Raw genomic sequence first — 17072 nt, forward strand, 5'->3', positions numbered from 1 at the left:
GCCCAGACTGCGACCACTTCGACGACCCAGGCGGCCGTCGCATCCGAGGGGAGGACCCATGGCCGACCGAGAGCATGACGGCGCCCGCCGTGGTCACCGGCCGCAGCGCGTGCGCTCCGTCTCCCCGGCGGCCCCCGCCCCGTCCGACCGGGGGGAGAAGCCTCGCCGCGGCCGGCGCATCCTGGCCTGGTCGCTGGCCGCCGTGGCCACGCTGGTGGTCGTCGCCGTCGCCGTCGTCGGCATCTACCTGCACGACCTGCGGAGCAGCTTCGACGAGAACCGCAACGTCCTGGAGATGAACCTGGACGACGACTCCGCCGAGCGCACCGACGACGACGTCATCAACCTGCTGCTGCTCGGCTCCGACACCCGCGGCGAGGGCCAGGATCTCGCCGAGGTCAAGGGCGAGGACGGGCAGCGCTCGGACACGATGATGTTCGTCCACATCCCGGCCGACCGCTCGACGGTCTACGTCATGTCGATCATCCGGGATCTGTGGGTCGACATCCCCGGCGAGGGCCCCAACCGCATCAACACCGCGCTCAACTCCGGCGGCTATCCGCTGGTGGTCGACACGGTCGAGGAGCTGCTCGACACGCATATCGACCACGCCGCGATCATCGACTTCGAGGGCTTCAAGGATCTCACCTCGGCGCTGGACGGGGTCTACGTGGACAACCCGCAGCCGTTCTCCTCGGGTCAGCACAACCCGGACTTCTACCCCGAGGGCACCATCCGGCTGGAGGGATCGAACGCGCTGCGCTACGTCCGCGAGCGGAAGACCTTCTCCGACGGCGACTTCACCCGCGTGGAGAACCAGCGGCGCGTGGTCAAGGCGATCATCGACCGCTTCCTCAGCGCCGACACGCTGACCAACCCCGGCCGCGTCTCGGACATCGTGGAGAGCATGGTCCCCTACCTGTGGCTCGACGAGGGGCTGGACGCCGAGACGGTGGCCGGCTACGCGGTCCAGCTGCGCAGCCTGCGCTCCGACGACATCGAGATGTTCACCGTCCCCGCCGGCGAGCCGATGACCACCTCCGGCGGTGCGCAGGTGATCACCCGCGACGAGGCGGCGATGGAGGCGCTGCGCCGATCGCTGGACGAGGAGTCCATGGACGACTTCGTCGACGATCGCGCCGAGGACGGGACGAACCCCTTCGAGGCTCCCGAGACGGGATCCGAGACCGCGCCCGAGACCGCGCCCGAGACCGCTCCCGAGACCGCTCCCGAGACCGCTCCCGAGACGGGCCCCGCGACGGAGGACGACGTCGAGGAGACTCCCCGGTGAGCCCGGCCGAGGACCGCCGCCGGGGAGACGGCCGACGCGCGCTGCTGCTCACCCATTCCTACTGGCCGGAGCACACGCCCCCGCAGCGGCGCTGGCAGCGCCTGGTCGCCGGACTGCGGGCCGCGGGCTGGAGCGTCGACGTCGTCACCCCGGCCGCCGACGCCCGCAGCACGCCGGTCGCCGAACGCGGCTCCGGAGCCGCCGGTGTGCGCAGCGTGAGCGGTCCGGCCGGCGAGCAGGTGCACCGGGTGCTGCGCCCGCTGCTCCGGGACAGCCGCGCCGGACGGTTCGCCGCCGACGCGGTCGCCGCGGGGCTGATGGTCCCGCGGGCGCTGCTCGTCGAGCGGCCCGACGTCGTCGTCGCCACTGTGCCGGCGCTGCCGGTGATCTGCTCGGGCTGGCTGGCCGCGCGCCTGCGCCGTGCGCCGCTGGTGGTCGACATGCGCGACGCCTGGCCCGAGCTGGCCCGCGAGGCCGGCGTGCGGGCCGGACCGGCCGGCCGGATGATGGAGACGGTCGTCGCCGCGGTCCAGCGCCGCGCCGAGCTCGTGGTGACGGTGACCCACGGATTCGCCCGCCGGCTGGCGGCCCGCGGCGTGGAGCGGGTGACCACGATCAGCAACGGCGTCGCGCTGGACGAGGTCCCGCAGCTGGAGCATCGGGAGCGCGCCGCCGGGGAGCTGCGCGTCGCCTATCTCGGCAATCACGGCGAGAGCCAGGCGCTGGATGCGGTCATCGACGCGGCGGCCGCGCTGCATGCCGCCGGCGAGGTCGCGGTGCGGCTGCGCATGGTCGGCTCCGGCACGCAGAAGCCGCGCCTGGTCGCCCGTGCGGCGGACTGCCCGGCGATCGAGTTCCACGATCCCGTCCACGGCGAGGAGCTCTGGCAGCACCACCGGTGGGCCGACACCGTGCTGATCAGCCTGCGCACCGACTGGGAGTCCTTCGCCTGGACGGTGCCGTCGAAGACCTTCGAGCTGATGGGCACCGGCAAGCACATCACCGCCGCCGTCGTCGGCGAGGCCGCCGAGATCCTCGCCGCCGCCGAGAACGTCACCCTCGTCGACCAGGGCCCCGACGGGCTGGCCGAGGCGCTGGTCGCCCTGGCCCGGGACCCGGAGTCCACTCCGATCAGCGGCTCCGGGCGCCGCTGGGTGCGCGAGCATGCGGATCTGCCGCGGCTGGCCGAGGACTACGCCGGGCTGCTGGCCGACGTCGTCGACCGCCGCGGCCCGGTCGGCTCTGCGCCCCGCGATCGGGAGCAGACCCTCGACCCGCGCGCGACCGGCGAGCCCGGCCCGGTGCGCGCCGATCGCGTCTGGGTCTGCGTGTGCACCTACCGGCGGAACGAGCTGCTCGCCGAGCTGCTGACCTCGCTGCGCGCCGCGGCTCCGCAGGAGCTCGGCGAGGACGTGCTGCCTCCGCTCGTCGTCGTCGACAACGACCCCGCGGCGGGGGCGGCGGAGACCGTCGCCGAGCTCGCGCCGGAGGCGATCGCCGTCCATCAGCCCCGTCCGGGGCTCGCCGTCGCCCGCAACGCCGCGCTGGACGCGGTGCCCGACGACGCCGATGCGGTGGTCTTCGTCGACGACGACGAGCGCGTGGCGCCCGGATGGCTGGACGCGCTGATCAGCACCGCCCGCAGCTCGGGGGCGGCCACCGTCTCCGGGCCGGTGGAGTCGATCTTCCCGCCGGAGGCGTCCGCGCAGGCCGTCGAGGACGGTGCGATCCGACGCACGGACTTCGCCACCGGGCCGTGGAATCTGCGGCCGGCGACGAACAATGTGCTGGTGCGGGCCGAGTGGTTCACCCGCTCGCCGGCGTTCCGCTTCGACGAGGCCTTCAACGTCACCGGCGGCGAGGACTCCGAGCTCTTCGGCCGGCTCCAGGCCGCCGGAGCGACGTCGTGGTGGTGCGCCGCGGCGCGCGTCTCCGAAGAGGTGCCGCTCGAGCGCATCACGCGGCAGTGGCTGCGCCGGCGCGGGCTGCGCGCCGGACATGTGCGGGCGCTGAAGGCGCGCAAGGCCCGGCGGAGCAGCGCGAGCATCGCCGCCGAGGGAGCCGCGCGCCTCGGCGCCGGCGTGCTGCGCCGCGGGGCAGTCCGGGTGCGCGGACGACGGGCGAGCTATCAGGACCGACTCTGGACGCGCGAGGGACTGGGCATGCTGCAGTGGCTCGCCGGCCGCGCCCGCGGCGAGTACGCCCGGGACTGAGCGGGGGCCGTTCCCGGGCTGTCCTCGGCTGTCCCCGGGCTGCCCCGAGGTCGTTCCCGCGAGGCTCCGAGGGTTCCGCGCGCCCGGCGGCGCCCGCCGTCCGGTTCGGTCACTCCGCGGCGAGCAGCCGGGTGCGCAGCACCTCCAGCGCGTCCTCGGCCTCGGCCGCCGCGCGGACCGGAGAGCCCGCGGCCTCGGCCGCGTCGGTCTCCTCGCGCAGCGCGGCGAGCAGCTCGCCGCGTTCGGCCGACGGCGCGGGCTTCAGCGTGCGCCGATAGACCGTCCCGAGGCGCCGGCCGGCCGGAGTCCCGCGGAACCTCTCGAGCGCCAGCGTCGCCTCGCCCCGGCCGCGGCGGGCGAGCCGCCCGAGGATCGGCCGCAGCCCGGCGGGTCGCAGCATCCCGACGCGGGGGAGGACGGGCAGGCCGAAGAAGCGCCGTGCCGCCGCCGTCGTCCACGGATGCGCCCGCGGATCCTCGACGTAGCAGCGGGCCAGCTCGTCGAGCACTCCGGCGGCCTCGGCCCGCTGCGCTGCCGGCACCCGGTCGAGCTTGTCGAGATACCAGCCGACGAAGAAGGACTCGAAGCGCGTGTCCAGATAGTCCTGCATCAGTCCGACCTCGCGCAGCCAGGCCGCCCGGGCCGTCTCCAGCAGCAGGTATTTGCGGAAGTAGCCCGGCGAGATCGCATTGACGATGGAGGTCTCCACGGCGCCGTAGTAGACGTAGGCGGGCTCCTCGACCTCCAGATACGCCTCGGCGTGGAAGAGCAGCTGCTGGAAGAAGAAGGTGTCCTGGCCCGTGGCGCCGACCGGCTGCTCGAGCCCCAGCGACTGCAGCCAGGCGGTGCGGAAGACCATGGACTCGATGCTGGCCGGGCGGAATCGGGTCGCCCGCAGGCTGTCGCGCGTCGGACGGCGCAGGCCGTCGCGCCGGGCTGCGCCCTCACGCAGCCAGGAATGCACGTCCAGGTGCAGCCGCCGGTCGGTCCAGGTGATCTGCGTGGCCAGCGCGAAGTTCGCCTCCTCGGCGGCGGCCAGCCGATCGGCCATCCGGGAGTAGGAGTCGCCGAGCTGCTCGTCGTCGGGATCCAGATAGGTGGTGTACTCGGTCGCCGCCAGGGCCAGTCCGGTGTTCCGCGGGCGCGACGCCGATCCGGAGCCGCCGGGCGCGTGGTGGTAGGCGGTGACGTTGGCGTGGGTGCGGGCGAGCTCCGCGACGATCGCCGGGGTGACGCCGTCGGTGGAGCCGTCGTCGACCAGCAGCACGTGCATCCGGGAGAACCCGGGGGAGCGGCGCAGCGAGGCGAAGGCCTTGTGCCGCAGGTGGTGCCCGTTGTCGAAGATCGGCACGATCACCGACAGGTCCAGCCCCTCGGCGGCTGCGACGGCGCGGGTCCGGGCGGCGGCGTCCTGCAGCGGCTCCTCCGCGTCGGCGCGCTCCGGCGTCTCGTCGGCATCCGCCCCCGCGGCGGAGACGGTCACCGTCGACTCTGTGCGACGGTGCTGGAAGGAGTCGAGGGCGAGGCTGCGCAGCCCGCGGGCGGCCGCCGCGGTCCGCTCCGCCGATCCCAGCAGAGCGGAGTCGCCCAGCGTCTCCTGGGGGCGGTGCAGAGCGGTCAGCTCCCACGCGGCGTCGGACCCTGCTCGTCGATGGGTCAGCGAGGCGGCGTCGGTCGCGGCGTCGAGGCCTCCGTCGGCCTGGTTCTCCAGCTTCACCGTCATCGGGGCGGACTGGAATCGCAGGCCCGCCAGGTGGTCGGCGACGTAGTCGGGCTCGTAGCGTCGGTCGGGGCTGACCGGCAGCAGGATGTCATAGTCGTCCGCGCGGGCCGGCAGATCCTCCCAGCGCACGAGGTCGACGGATCCCGCCGACTGGATGCGCAGGTCCGCCCGCAGCGTCTCGGTCGATTCCTCGCTCACGGCCAGCACACGCTCTCCCGGCGTCTCGACGCTGACTCCGGCGATCGCGGCCACCCGGGCGAGGAGGTCGACGACGTGATGGTCGAGGAAGACGCGGCGGATGCCATCGCCCTGGATCCGCCGGAGGTCCTGGTGTCCGGCGGCCGAGGACGTCAGGTGCCGCAGCGTCGCGGCCACGTCCTCGGCGGAGTTGGCGATGTGCACCTGCGGGTGGTGCGAGTTCAGCCCCTGGTTGTAGGTGGAGAGCACCATCGTTCCGGAGGCCTGCAGCTCCAGCGCCCGGTTGGCGAACATCGTCTGCGAGTCCTGCACCGAGTTGAAGTTGATCGCGATGTCCACGGTGCGCTGCAGCCCCATCAGCTGTTCGTGGTCCATCGAGGGGGCGCGGTGCGGCCAGTACTCGAACGGCACCAGCTGGTTCGGCGAGGGGTCCTCGGCGTCGTAGTGCCGGTCGATCAGCGCCAGCGGCCGGTCCGCGGCCAGCACGCCGTCGAGGATCCATCGGCCCTGCTCGGCCCGGCTCGGATACTTCCGGCCCATCCAGGATCCGGCGAAGGGGATCAGTTCCGAGCCGGCGGGGCGGCCGCCCAGCGGCGAGTGCAGCAGCGGGTTCACCCCGAAGGGCAGCACCTCGATGCTGCGCGCGGCCGGGCAGTCGGCGCGGTACTGCGGGACGACTTCGGCGGCAGTGGTGAGGATGTGCTCGCAGGCGCGGGCGACGTCGAGGAAGCGTCGGTAGTCCGGCGGATCCTCCTTGCCGTAGTAGACCGTCGGGACTCCGGCCGCGCGGAAGGCGGGGATGAGAGTCTCGACCAGCAGCGTCCGGCGGGCGCGCGCCCCCTCGCCGGTGACGTCCCAGCTGGCGCCGTCGTGGCCGCGCCAGGTCGCCGCGACCAGCAGCACGTCCACCTCTCCAAGGTGCTCCCGCCAGTTCTGCGGGGTGATGGGCAGCAGCTCGGCGGCGCCGGTGAAGGTGTCCAGCAGGAACCGGTCGCAGATGATGCCGAGGCGCAGGTCCAGCCGCGGACGGGTGACCCCGGATTCGGGGCCGGGGAGCTGCTCGGCGGCCTCCAGCGCCTGCTCGACGGCGCGTCGGGGCGGCGTCGCCGCGCCCGGTGCGGGCCGCGGCGGGGCGAGCAGCTCGGCGGGCAGCGACGGTCCCCGGTGCTCCTCCGTCGCGGCCCCGCGGTTCTCCAGCGTGGCGGCGCGACGACGATGCGCCTCGGCCGGCCGCCGCCAGACGTCGGGGGCATGCGTCTGCTCGGCCATCCACGATGCGGCGCGGCGGTGGGTGCGGACGGTCTCCTGCAGTGCGGAGGCCCAGGTCTCGGCCGGGGCGGGCTGCTCGGGCTGCTCGGCGTGCTCGGATGGCGGGGGAGTGCTCACCCTGAGAGCCTATCGCCGCCGGAGTGCGCGGCGTCGTCCGGCATGCCGCCTCCCCGGCGAGGTCGGTGCAGATCGCGCAGGCGCGGAGGCCGCCCGGGGCGGCGTCGCAGGTCCGGCGGGCCCGCCGGCGGCAGGGGGTGCGTGCGAGGTTTGGCGGCGGCGCCGGGGTCTTGCTAATCTGAGGTGTCGCCGCGACGCCGCGGCCGATCGGGGATGTAGCTTAATGGTAAAGCTTCGGTCTTCCAAACCGACGACGCGGGTTCGATTCCCGTCATCCCCTCTCCTGAGATGTCGCAGGACATCCTCGACGACGGGCCCTCTGTGCAGATCTGCGCAGAGGGCCCGTCGTCGTCCGTGCCCCTCCCGTCTCCGGGGCGTCGGCGTTCGGCGTCCGGGTCGCGCGGCGGGTCGATACGATGGCGAAGAAGGTCGGGACCAGTTCCGGCCAGTCCGTCCGTCGTCGTCCTGAAGCCCCGAGGTCCGCATGCCCGCCGAATCCCGCTCCGCCGACCGACCGCGCGTGCACTTCGTGGTCCAGCCGACGGTCAGCCACTACCGGGGCCCGCTGCTGCGACGGCTGCTGGAGAGCCGGCGCCTGGAGTTCGACCTCGTCGGCCGATTCCGCAACTCCGAGGGGGCATCGGCCGACCGCATCGAGTCCGCCGACGCATCGGTGCTGGCCGAGGTCACGCCGATGGACTTCGTCTCCTGCGGCGAGCTCTGGTGGGAGAAGGGCCAGGTCGGTGCGGTGCTCTCCGGCCGCCATGACGTCTACGTGCTGGCCGGCCGCATCTATACCCTCTCCGCCTGGGCCGCGCTGCTCGCCGCCCGGGCGCGCGGGGCCCGGGTGCTGCTCTGGGGCCACGGCTGGAAGCGTCCGGAGTCCGGGATGAAGCGGCGGCTGCGCCTGGCCTTCTACGCGCTCTCCGACGGGCTGCTGGTCTACGGGGACCGTGCCCGTGAGCTGGGGACCGCCTACGGCGTGGACGCCGAGAAGATCGCCGTGGTGTACAACAGCATCTACTCGGCCGACCAGCTCGAGGCGGCCGACGCCGACGTCCCGAGGAGCTCCGGCGCGAGCCGTGCGGAGGAGGGCCGTCGGGAGCCGACGGGCGACGAACGGCCGACGCTGATCTACAGCTCGCGGCTGACCACCCGGCACCGGCTGGACACCCTCGTCGAGGCGCTGGAACAGCTGCCGGAGGAGGTGGTGCGGCCGCGGGTGATCGTCGTCGGCGACGGCGTCGAGCGGCCCCGGCTCGAACGGCGCTTCGCCGCCGCCGGCCTGGAGGCCGACTTCCTGGGGGCCGTCTACGACGTCGACCGGCTCCGCGCGCTCTACGCCGCCGCCGACGCCGCCGTCTGCATCGGCGGGGCGGGGCTGAACGTCACCCAGGCGCTGGGCTTCGGCGTGCCGGTGGTGGCCGAGGACGCCCACCCCGACTCGAGTCCGGAGATCGAGGCCGTCGTCGACGGCGAGACCGGCCGGCTGTACCGCTCCGGGGACCCGGCCTCCCTGCAGGAGGTCCTCGCCGAGATGCTCGCCGACCCGGAAGGCATGCGGCGGATGGGGGCGGCCGGCCGGGCCGTCGTCGAGGAGCGCTACACCGCCGAGGCGCACGCCGAGGCCCTGGAGGACGCGATCCTGGGGTTCCTGCGGCGCTGGGACCGCCGCGGCCGACGCCGCCGGAGCGTGAAGCCGGCGACGTCCTGACATGACGAGGCCCTCCTTCCGGAGCTCCGGAAGGAGGGCCTCGTCATGCGGGGCGGGTCCGAGTCGTCCTCGGCGCGACCCAGGATCAGGCCGGCGTCTTCGTCCCGCCGGTCTGGGCCAGCATCGCGTCGAACTCCTCCTCGACCTGCGCGTTCCGGCGGTAGGTCGCCAGCGAGACGACGACGGCGGCCAGCAGCGCCAGGGCGAAGCCGGGGATGATCTCGTAGACCACGCCGGAGAGGGTGTCGATCGAGCCCCAGACGCCCACAGTCACCGCGCCGACGACCATGCCGGCCAGCACGCCGGGCATGGTCAGCTTCCGCCAGTAGAGGCTGAGCAGCACCACCGGGCCGAAGGCGGCGCCGAAGCCCGCCCAGGCGAAGCCGACGAGGTCCAGGATCGTCGACTCGGTGTCCAGCGCCAGCAGGGCGGCGACCACGGAGACGGTCAGCACGGCCGCGCGGCCGAGCATCAGCTGCTGGCGGCGGGTGGAGTTCCGCCCGAAGCTCAGGTAGATGTCCTCGACCAGCGCGGAGGAGGAGACCACCAGCTGGGAGGAGATCGTCGACATCACTGCGGCCAGCACGGCGGCCAGCAGCAGCGCGGCGATGAACGGGTGGAACATCGCCTGGGCGAGCACCAGGAAGACGTGCTCGGGGTTGTCCAGCGCGGAGCCTTCGCTCTGGAAGTAGGCCACGCCGATCAGTCCGGTCATCACCGCGCCGAAGCCGGCCAGCGCCATCCAGCCGATGCCGATGCGCCGGGCGGCGGGGGCGTCGGCCACGGAGCGCATGGCCATGAAGCGCACGATGATGTGCGGCTGGCCGAAGTAGCCCAGCCCCCAGGCCACGGCCGAGACCACGCCCCAGAACGAGGCGCCGACCAGGAAGCTCATCCGGTCGACGTCGCCGCCGGAGGCCGCGTCGGCGGCGTCGACGCCGGAGGTCACGTCGCCCCATCCGCCCATCGTCGCCAGCGCGATGATGGGCACCAGCAGCAGGCCGATGAACATCATCGTGCCCTGCACGACGTCGGTCAGCGAGGCGCCGAGGAAGCCGCCGGCCAGCGTGTACACCACCGTCACACCGGCGACGATGAGCATCCCCGGCACGTACTCCAGGCCGAAGGCCACGGTGAAGAACTGGCCGCCGGCCACCAGGCCGGAGGAGACGTAGAAGATGAAGAAGGCCAGGATGATCAGCCCTGCGATGATCCGCACGGCATGATTGTCGGTCTTCAGCCGGGACTCCAGGAAGCTGGGGATGGTGATGGAGTTCTGCGAGACCTCGGTGTAGGCCCGCAGGCGCGGCGCGACGAACTTCCAGTTCAGCCAGGCGCCGACGGTCAGCCCGATGGCGATCCAGGCCTCCACCAGTCCGGAGGCGTAGATGGCGCCGGGCAGGCCCATCATCAGCCAGCCGGACATGTCGGAGGCTCCCGCCGAGAGGGCGGCGGTCGACGGGCGCAGCCGGCGGCCGGCGAGCATGTAGTCGTCGTAGCTGCTCGTGCGGCGATAGGCGTAGTACCCGATCGCGAGCATGCACGCGAAGTACAGGATCACCGCCACGAGCTGGACGGAGGAATCTGCGGTCTCGATCATGCGGCAGAGTATGACACGCAGTGTGCGGGGTCACCATATGCCGCGCCTAGTCGCCGTGCAGTCTCCGTTCAGAGCCTCGACAGGCGGCGGCCCTGCGCCGTCCATCCGCCCGTCGCCCGCGGGCCGCCCGCCCGTCGCCGGCGCGTCAGTCGCGCGGCGCCAGGATCATGTTCGTCATCCGCGCGGTGGACAGCCGGCGGCCCCGCTCGTCGCGCATCACGATCTCGTGGGAGGTCAGCGTCCGGCCCCGCGAGATCGGCGTGCAGATGGCGGTGACCATCCCCGCCGTCGCGGCCCGATGGTGCGTGGCGTTGAGCTCGGTGCCGACCACGGCGTTCTGCTGCTGCAGGTCCAGCCGCACATGCAGGATCGCCGCGATCGAGCCGAGCGTCTCGGCCAGCACCATATGCGCCCCGCCGTGCAGCAGCCCCATGTTCTGCTCGTTGCCGGCCACCGGCAGCGTCGCCACCATCCGCTCGGGACTCATCTCCACGAAGCGCAGACCCATGGTCCGCGCCAGCGGGGAGACGCCGTGCGGACCCATATGCGCGAAGAGCTCCTCCGGGACTCCGGCCTCGCGCATCAGCGCCAGCCGCTCGTCCTCCTCGGGCAGCGGAGTGGGGGCGGGGGCCGGCGCTGGAGCGGACTCGGGGGGCGGGGCGTCGTCCGCGGCCGGAGCCGTCCGGGCCGCGATGAAATCTCCATCCATGCCCACTAGAGTTGCACTGTGAGCCCGACACGTGAAACCGCCTCCGGCGGCCAGACCCTGGAGACCGACCGCAAGCTGCTCGTCGTCGACGGACACTCGATGGCCTTCCGCGCGTTCTACGCGCTGCCGCCGGAGAGCTTCGTCACCGACACCGGCCAGCACACCAACGCCGTGCACGGCTTCACGAACATGCTGCTGAAGCTGATCCGCGAGGAGAAGCCCACGCATGTCGCGCTGGCCTTCGACCTCGACACCCCGACCTTCCGGCACGAGGCCTACGAGGAGTACAAGGCCGGCCGGGCGAAGACGCCGGAGGAGTTCAGCGGCCAGATCGGGCTGATCAAGCAGGTCGCCGAAGCGATGCGCATCCCGGCGATCACCGTCGAGGGCTATGAGGCCGACGACATCGTCGCCACGCTGGCGACCCGCGCCGAGGAGGCGGGCTGGCGCACGCTGATCGTCTCCGGCGACCGCGACGCCCTGCAGTTGGTCACCGAGCGCACCCATCTCGACTACCCGACCTCCGGAGTGAGCAAGAGCGTGCGGCTCGACCCGGCCGGCGTCGAGGAGAAGTACAAGGTGCCGCCGGAGCAGTACCGGGACCTCGCCGCACTGGTGGGGGAGAGCGCCGACAACCTGCCCGGCGTGCCGCTCGTCGGCCCCGGCGTCGCCGCCAAGTGGCTGGGCCAGTACGGCTCGGCGCGCGGCATCATCGACCACGCCGACCAGATCAGCGGGAAGCGCGGCGAGAACCTGCGCGCGGCCCTGGACGACGTCGAGCGCAACCTGGAGCTGAACCGGCTGCTGTGCGACGTCGAGCTGCCGGTGGACCTGGAGGACGCCGTCCTCGGCCCGCCCGACCGCGAGGCGGTCGAGCCGCTCTTCGACGCGCTGCAGTTCGACCAGATCCGCGACCGCCTCTTCGACACCCTCGCCGAACGCTTCCCCGAGGCCGCCTCCCGCCCGACGCCGACCCAGCGGCTGCCGCGGGTCCGCACCCTCGACGCGGCCGCCGACGTCGAATCGCTGCGCGAGGCCGCCGGGCCGGTCGGCGTCGCGCTCTGCCTGGACCGCAGCGGCGAGAGCCTCTCCACCAAGGCCAAGCGCGACGAGGCCGCCCGCACCGCCGAGGCGCTCGCCGTCGTGCTGCTGCCGCCGGACGACGCCGCCGCGGAGGGCGAGGCGCCGGCCGAGGCGCTCGCCGTCTCGCTGACCGACGCCGAGCCGCCCGTCGAGCAGGCGCTGGCGGACTGGCTGGCCGATCCGCAGGCGCCCAAGCGCGTCCACGACCTCAAGGATGCCGGACGTCGGCTCGCCGCCCGCGGTCTGCGACTGCGCGGGGCCGTCGACGACACGCTGCTCTCGGCCTACCTCATCCAGCCCGACCGGCGGAACTTCGACGTCGGCGACCTGGTGACCCAGCACCTGCGCACCTCGGCGGACCCGGCCGACTGGCTCGGCGCCGACGAGCCCGCCGCGGGGGAGGAGCCCGCCGAGGGCACCTCCTCCGAGGACCCGCTGGGCGGGGAGGGCACGCTGTTCTCCTCCCAGGACGTGCTGCCGGGCGTCACCGGCGGCGACCTCGACGCCGCGGCGCTGCAGGTGCTGCTGCTGCACCGGCTGAGCCCGGTGCTGACCGAGCAGCTCGTCGAGCGGCGGGCCGACCACCTGGTCCGCGACCTGGAGATCCCGCTGGCCGAGGTGCTGCTTCAGATGGAGCTGGCCGGCATCGCGGTCAGCGCCGAGCGGCTCGAGGCCCTCGACCAGGAGTTCGCCGACCAGGTCGAGGACGCCGCCCAGGCCGCCTACGCCGCGATCGGCCACGAGGTGAACCTCGGCTCGCCGAAGCAGCTGCAGACGGTGCTCTTCGACGAGCTCGAGCTGCCCAAGACCCGCAAGACCAAGACCGGGTACTCCACCGACGTCGAGTCGCTGCAGGACCTGCTGGCCAAGACGCAGAACGACTTCCTGGTCCATCTGATGGCCCATCGCGACGCGACGAAGCTGCGGCAGACGGTGACCGGGCTGGTCGAGTCGATCGGCGACGACGGCCGGATCCACACCACCTACGCGCAGACGGTCGCGGCCACCGGCCGGCTGTCCTCGCTGCATCCGAACCTGCAGAACATCCCGGTGCGCACCGCCGAGGGTCGCCGCATCCGCGACGCCTTCGTCGTCGGCGAGGGGTGCGAGTCGCTGCTGACCGCCGACTACTCGCAGATCGAGATGCGCATCATGGCGCATCTCTCCGGCGACGAGGAGCTCATCCGGGCCTTCCGCGAGGGCGAGGATCTGCACAGCTTCGTCGGCGCCCGCGTCTTCGGCGTGGGCACCGACGAGGTCACCGGCGAGATGCGTGCGAAGGTCAAGGCGATGAGCTACGGCCTGGTCTACGGCCTCTCCAGCTTCGGACTGTCCAAGCAGCTGGGCATCGGCGTCGACGAGGCCCGGGACCTGATGAACGAGTACTTCGAGCGCTTCGGCGCCGTCCGCGACTACCTGCGCGAGGTCGTCGAGCAGGCCAGGAAGGACGGCTTCACCTCCACGATCTACGGCCGACGGCGGTACCTGCCGGACCTGACCAGCGAGAGCCGGCAGCTGCGCCAGATGGCCGAGCGGGCCGCGCTCAACGCCCCGATCCAGGGCTCGGCGGCCGACATCATCAAGCAGGCGATGCTCGACGTCGACGCCGCGCTGCGCGAGCAGCGGCTCTCCTCGACGATGCTGCTGCAGGTCCACGACGAGCTCATCCTCGACGTCGCCCCGGGCGAGCAGGAGCAGGTGCGCTCGCTGGTGGTGGAGAAGATGGCCGCCGCCGCGGACCTGAACGTGCCGCTGGATGTGAACGTCGGCGTCGGCTCCTCCTGGCACGAGGCCGCGCACTGACATAGCCTGTCAGGCGTGAGCTCCCTGACACCGCCCCGCCGTCCGCAGGTCTCTCCGCTGCCCGAGGGGCTGCGTGCGGAGACCTTCGCCCCGGCGCTCGACGCCGAGGGCGCCGCCGACGCGCGCACTGCGGCGCATCTGCGCACCACGATGCAGGGCTTCTACGAGCCGTGGCTGTCGGATGAGGAGGTTTCGCGGCACACGGAGACCTTCGTCGCCGATGCGCAGCGGCTGGTCGGGGTGCACCTCGATCCGGCGAGCGAAGAGCCCGGCGCGGCCGCCCGTCGACGGGTCGGGTTCAGCGCCGATCATCCGGCGGCGACCTTCGTGGAGTTCGACGAGACGCTCGACGCCGGCGGCCGCGGCGCCGACGGCCCGCTGCTGGACGCCCGGCTGATCACCGGAGTGACGGTCGATCCCGGATTCCGCCGGCGCGGGATCCTCGCGCATCTGATGACGTCCTCGCTGGCCCGCGCCGTCGACGACGGAGTGCCGCTGGCCGCGCTGACCGCCTCCGAGGGCGGGATCTACGGACGCTACGGCTTCGGCGTGGCCGCGCGGGAGGCCGTGCTGCGCGTGGATCTGGCGCACAGCGCCGGCACTCGGCTGCAGCTGCGCGGGGAGCCGAGCGGCCGGGTGATCACCGCCGACCCCACGGCCATGGACGAGGTCGTCGACGAGGTCTTCGCGCAGTTCCATCGCCGGGTCCGCGGATCGGTGGACCGGCCGGCGGGCTACCGTCGCCGGGCCACCGCCCGCTGGTCGCCGCGCGATGTGACCTCCTGGGACCGTCGTCTGCGGGCGGCGGTGCATGTGCGCGACGACGGGTCGATCGGCGGCTACGTGACCTTCCGGCACGCCGGCTGGGAGACCGAGCCGAGCACGCTCGAGATCGCCGATCTGGTGGCCGCCGATGCGACGAGCCATGTGGAGCTCTGGCGGCATCTGGCGCAGCGGGACCTGGTCGCCCGCGCCGAGCTGGACGGCGCCTCGGTCGAGGACGTGCTGCATGCCGCGGCGGTGAATCCGCGCAGCGTGCAGGTCCGCGAGGTCCGCGATGTCCTCTGGGTGCGCCTCCTCGACGTCGTCCGCTGCCTGCAGGCCCGCGAGTGGGGCGGCGACGGCGCGTTCACGCTGCGGCTGAGCGATCCGCAGGGCATCGCCGACGGCGTCTACCGCATCGAGGTCTCCGGGGGCGTGGCGGCCGTCGAGCCGGTGGCCGAACCGGTGACCGAGCAGCAGGCGGACCGGCGTCCGGTCGGTCCCGTGCTGTCCACGGACGTGGAGACCCTGGGCTCGCTGTACCTCGGGGACGCGGCGGTGGTCACCATGCAGCGGGCGGGTCGGCTGAGCGTCGCCGACGGCGCCGCGGCGAGCGGGGGAGCGGGCGACGCCGAGGGCGCGCTGCGCGAGCTCTCGGCGATCGTCGATCTGCCGACCCGGCCGTTCTGCGCCACACATTTCTGAGCCGCCGCGCGCGTCTGACCCGGGCCGCGACGCGCCCGTGCGGTTGAATCCGATTGGTGAGCGCGTATAGACTGGCCGGGCGCGTTCTGCGCACAGAGTCGATAGCTGACGTCTGGCACAGTTTCTGCTCGACTGCGTGCATCATCGCATGTGATCCAGCACCTTGTCATTGTCAATTGTCCGTCGCTCAGTGCATGGAGAACCGTGCGCTGACCAATAAGCCAACGATCCCTCATCGGAGCCCCTACTACATGACCACCACCGCAACCACCCCGCAGGTCGCCGTCAACGACATCGGCACCTCGGAAGAGTTCCTCGCCGCCGTCGACGCCACGATGAAGTACTTCAACGACGGCGATCTCGTCGAAGGCGTCATCGTCAAGGTCGACCGTGACGAGGTCCTCCTCGACATCGGGTACAAGACCGAAGGCGTCATCCCGTCCCGCGAGCTGTCCATCAAGCACGATGTCGACCCGGACGAGGTCGTCGCGGTCGGTGACCAGGTGGAGGCTCTGGTCCTCACCAAGGAGGACAAGGAAGGCCGCCTGATCCTCTCCAAGAAGCGCGCGCAGTACGAGCGCGCCTGGGGCGACATCGAGCGCATCAAGGACGAGGACGGCGTCGTCTCCGGCACGGTCATCGAGGTCGTCAAGGGCGGCCTCATCCTCGACATCGGGCTGCGCGGCTTCCTGCCGGCCTCGCTGGTCGAGATGCGCCGCGTGCGCGACCTGGCGCCCTACATCGGCCAGGAGATCGAGGCCAAGATCATCGAGCTGGACAAGAACCGCAACAACGTGGTGCTGTCCCGCCGCGCCTGGCTGGAGCAGACCCAGTCCGAGGTGCGCTCCTCCTTCCTCAACAAGCTGGAGCGCGGCCAGGTCCGCACCGGCACCGTCTCCTCGATCGTCAACTTCGGCGCCTTCGTGGACCTGGGCGGCGTCGACGGCCTGGTGCACGTCTCCGAGCTGTCCTGGAAGCACATCGACCACCCGAACGAGGTCGTCGAGGTCGGCAAGGAGGTCACCGTCGAGGTGCTCGAGGTCGACATGGACCGCGAGCGGGTCTCGCTGTCGCTGAAGGCCACCCAGGAGGACCCGTGGCAGGCCTTCGCCCGGACGCACGCGCTGGGCCAGGTCGTCCCCGGCAAGGTCACCAAGCTGGTGCCCTTCGGCGCGTTCGTCCGCGTCGAGGACGGCATCGAGGGCCTGGTGCACATCTCCGAGCTGGCGGTCCGCCACGTGGACCTCGCCGAGCAGGTCGTCTCGGTGGGCGAGGAGCTCTTCGTCAAGGTCATCGACATCGACCTCGAGCGTCGCCGCATCAGCCTCTCGCTGAAGCAGGCGAACGAGGGCGTCGACCCGGACGGCACCGAGTTCGACCCGGCCATGTACGGCATGGACGCCGAGTACGACGAGGAGGGGAACTACAAGTACCCCGAGGGCTTCGACCCGGAGACCAACGAGTGGATGGAGGGCTTCGAGGAGCAGCGCGCTGCCTGGGAGGCTCAGTACGCCGCCGCTCAGGAGCGCTGGGAGGCTCACAAGGAGCAGGTCCGCAAGGCCCTCGAGGCCGACGCCGAGGTCGTCGCGCAGCAGACGGTCGGCGGCGGAGGCAGCTCCAGCTCGAGCTCCAGCTCCAGCTCCAGCTCGTCGAACTCCGGCGCCGCCAAGCGCGAGCCGGCTCCGTCGAACTACTCCTCCGAGGCTCCGGAGGACGCCGGCACGCTGGCCTCCGACGAGGCCCTCGCCGCTCTGCGCGAGAAGCTCACCGGCCAGGGCTGAGCATCCGCCTGAGCGCCCAGAGCGCCTGAGGCACCACGAAGGGGCCCGCTCCACCGATCGGTGGGGCGGGCCCCTTCGTCGTCTGCGGGCGCGGACTCCGTCCG

Annotated in this window: 9 protein-coding genes and 1 tRNA gene; 7 read left to right on the top strand and 3 right to left on the bottom strand. The window is 72.5% G+C overall.

The genetic code is table 11. The features are described 5' to 3' along the window. Window positions 1-58 precede the first annotated feature (58 nt). Entirely contained in the window at window positions 59-1291 is a 1233-nt protein-coding gene (locus tag ABD652_RS09580; protein ID WP_344720662.1) for an LCP family protein, read from the top strand. Continuing rightward, on the top strand, window positions 1288-3504 hold the full coding sequence (locus tag ABD652_RS09585) for a glycosyltransferase (protein WP_344720664.1): 2217 nt from the start codon (window positions 1288-1290) through the stop codon (window positions 3502-3504). The genes ABD652_RS09580 and ABD652_RS09585 overlap by 4 nt, the downstream gene beginning before the upstream one ends. A gap of 109 nt (window positions 3505-3613) precedes the next feature. Here ABD652_RS09585 and ABD652_RS09590 read toward each other — a convergent pair whose 3' ends face one another. Then, window positions 3614-6811 (bottom strand): glycosyltransferase, encoded by a 3198-nt coding sequence (locus ABD652_RS09590; RefSeq protein WP_344720666.1) that lies wholly within the window; start codon window positions 6809-6811, stop codon window positions 3614-3616. 209 nt (window positions 6812-7020) lie between these two features. Between ABD652_RS09590 and ABD652_RS09595 the strand changes: the two genes are divergently transcribed. Next, window positions 7021-7091, top strand: a tRNA-Gly gene (locus ABD652_RS09595). A gap of 204 nt (window positions 7092-7295) precedes the next feature. After that, window positions 7296-8525: a glycosyltransferase family 4 protein gene (locus ABD652_RS09600; RefSeq protein ID WP_344720668.1), complete on the top strand. Its 1230-nt coding sequence runs from the start codon at window positions 7296-7298 to the stop codon at window positions 8523-8525. Window positions 8526-8610: 85 nt separating this feature from the next. On the opposite strand, the gene putP is transcribed toward ABD652_RS09600, so the two are convergent. Then, window positions 8611-10125 (bottom strand): sodium/proline symporter PutP, encoded by a 1515-nt coding sequence (gene putP / locus ABD652_RS09605; RefSeq protein ID WP_344720670.1) that lies wholly within the window; start codon window positions 10123-10125, stop codon window positions 8611-8613. Window positions 10126-10270: 145 nt separating this feature from the next. Next, the gene (locus ABD652_RS09610; protein ID WP_344720672.1) at window positions 10271-10834 is read right to left on the bottom strand and encodes a hotdog fold thioesterase; all 564 of its coding nucleotides are present in this window, start codon (window positions 10832-10834) and stop codon (window positions 10271-10273) included. Window positions 10835-10852: 18 nt separating this feature from the next. Here ABD652_RS09610 and polA point away from each other — a divergent pair, with 18 nt between their 5' ends. The 3 genes from polA (at window position 10853) to rpsA (ending at window position 16968) form a co-directional block, all read left to right on the top strand. Then, window positions 10853-13720, top strand: a complete 2868-nt coding sequence (gene polA / locus ABD652_RS09615) for a DNA polymerase I (protein ID WP_344720674.1) — start codon at window positions 10853-10855, stop codon at window positions 13718-13720. 15 nt (window positions 13721-13735) lie between these two features. Beyond that, window positions 13736-15187 (top strand): GNAT family N-acetyltransferase, encoded by a 1452-nt coding sequence (locus tag ABD652_RS09620; RefSeq protein WP_344720676.1) that lies wholly within the window; start codon window positions 13736-13738, stop codon window positions 15185-15187. A 251-nt stretch (window positions 15188-15438) separates the two neighbouring features. Then, window positions 15439-16968, top strand: a complete 1530-nt coding sequence (gene rpsA, locus ABD652_RS09625; protein WP_344720679.1) for a 30S ribosomal protein S1 — start codon at window positions 15439-15441, stop codon at window positions 16966-16968. Window positions 16969-17072 lie beyond the last annotated feature (104 nt).

Origin of the sequence: Nesterenkonia halobia (genome assembly GCF_039536005.1) — a bacterium.
Lineage (GTDB): Bacteria > Actinomycetota > Actinomycetes > Actinomycetales > Micrococcaceae > Nesterenkonia > Nesterenkonia halobia.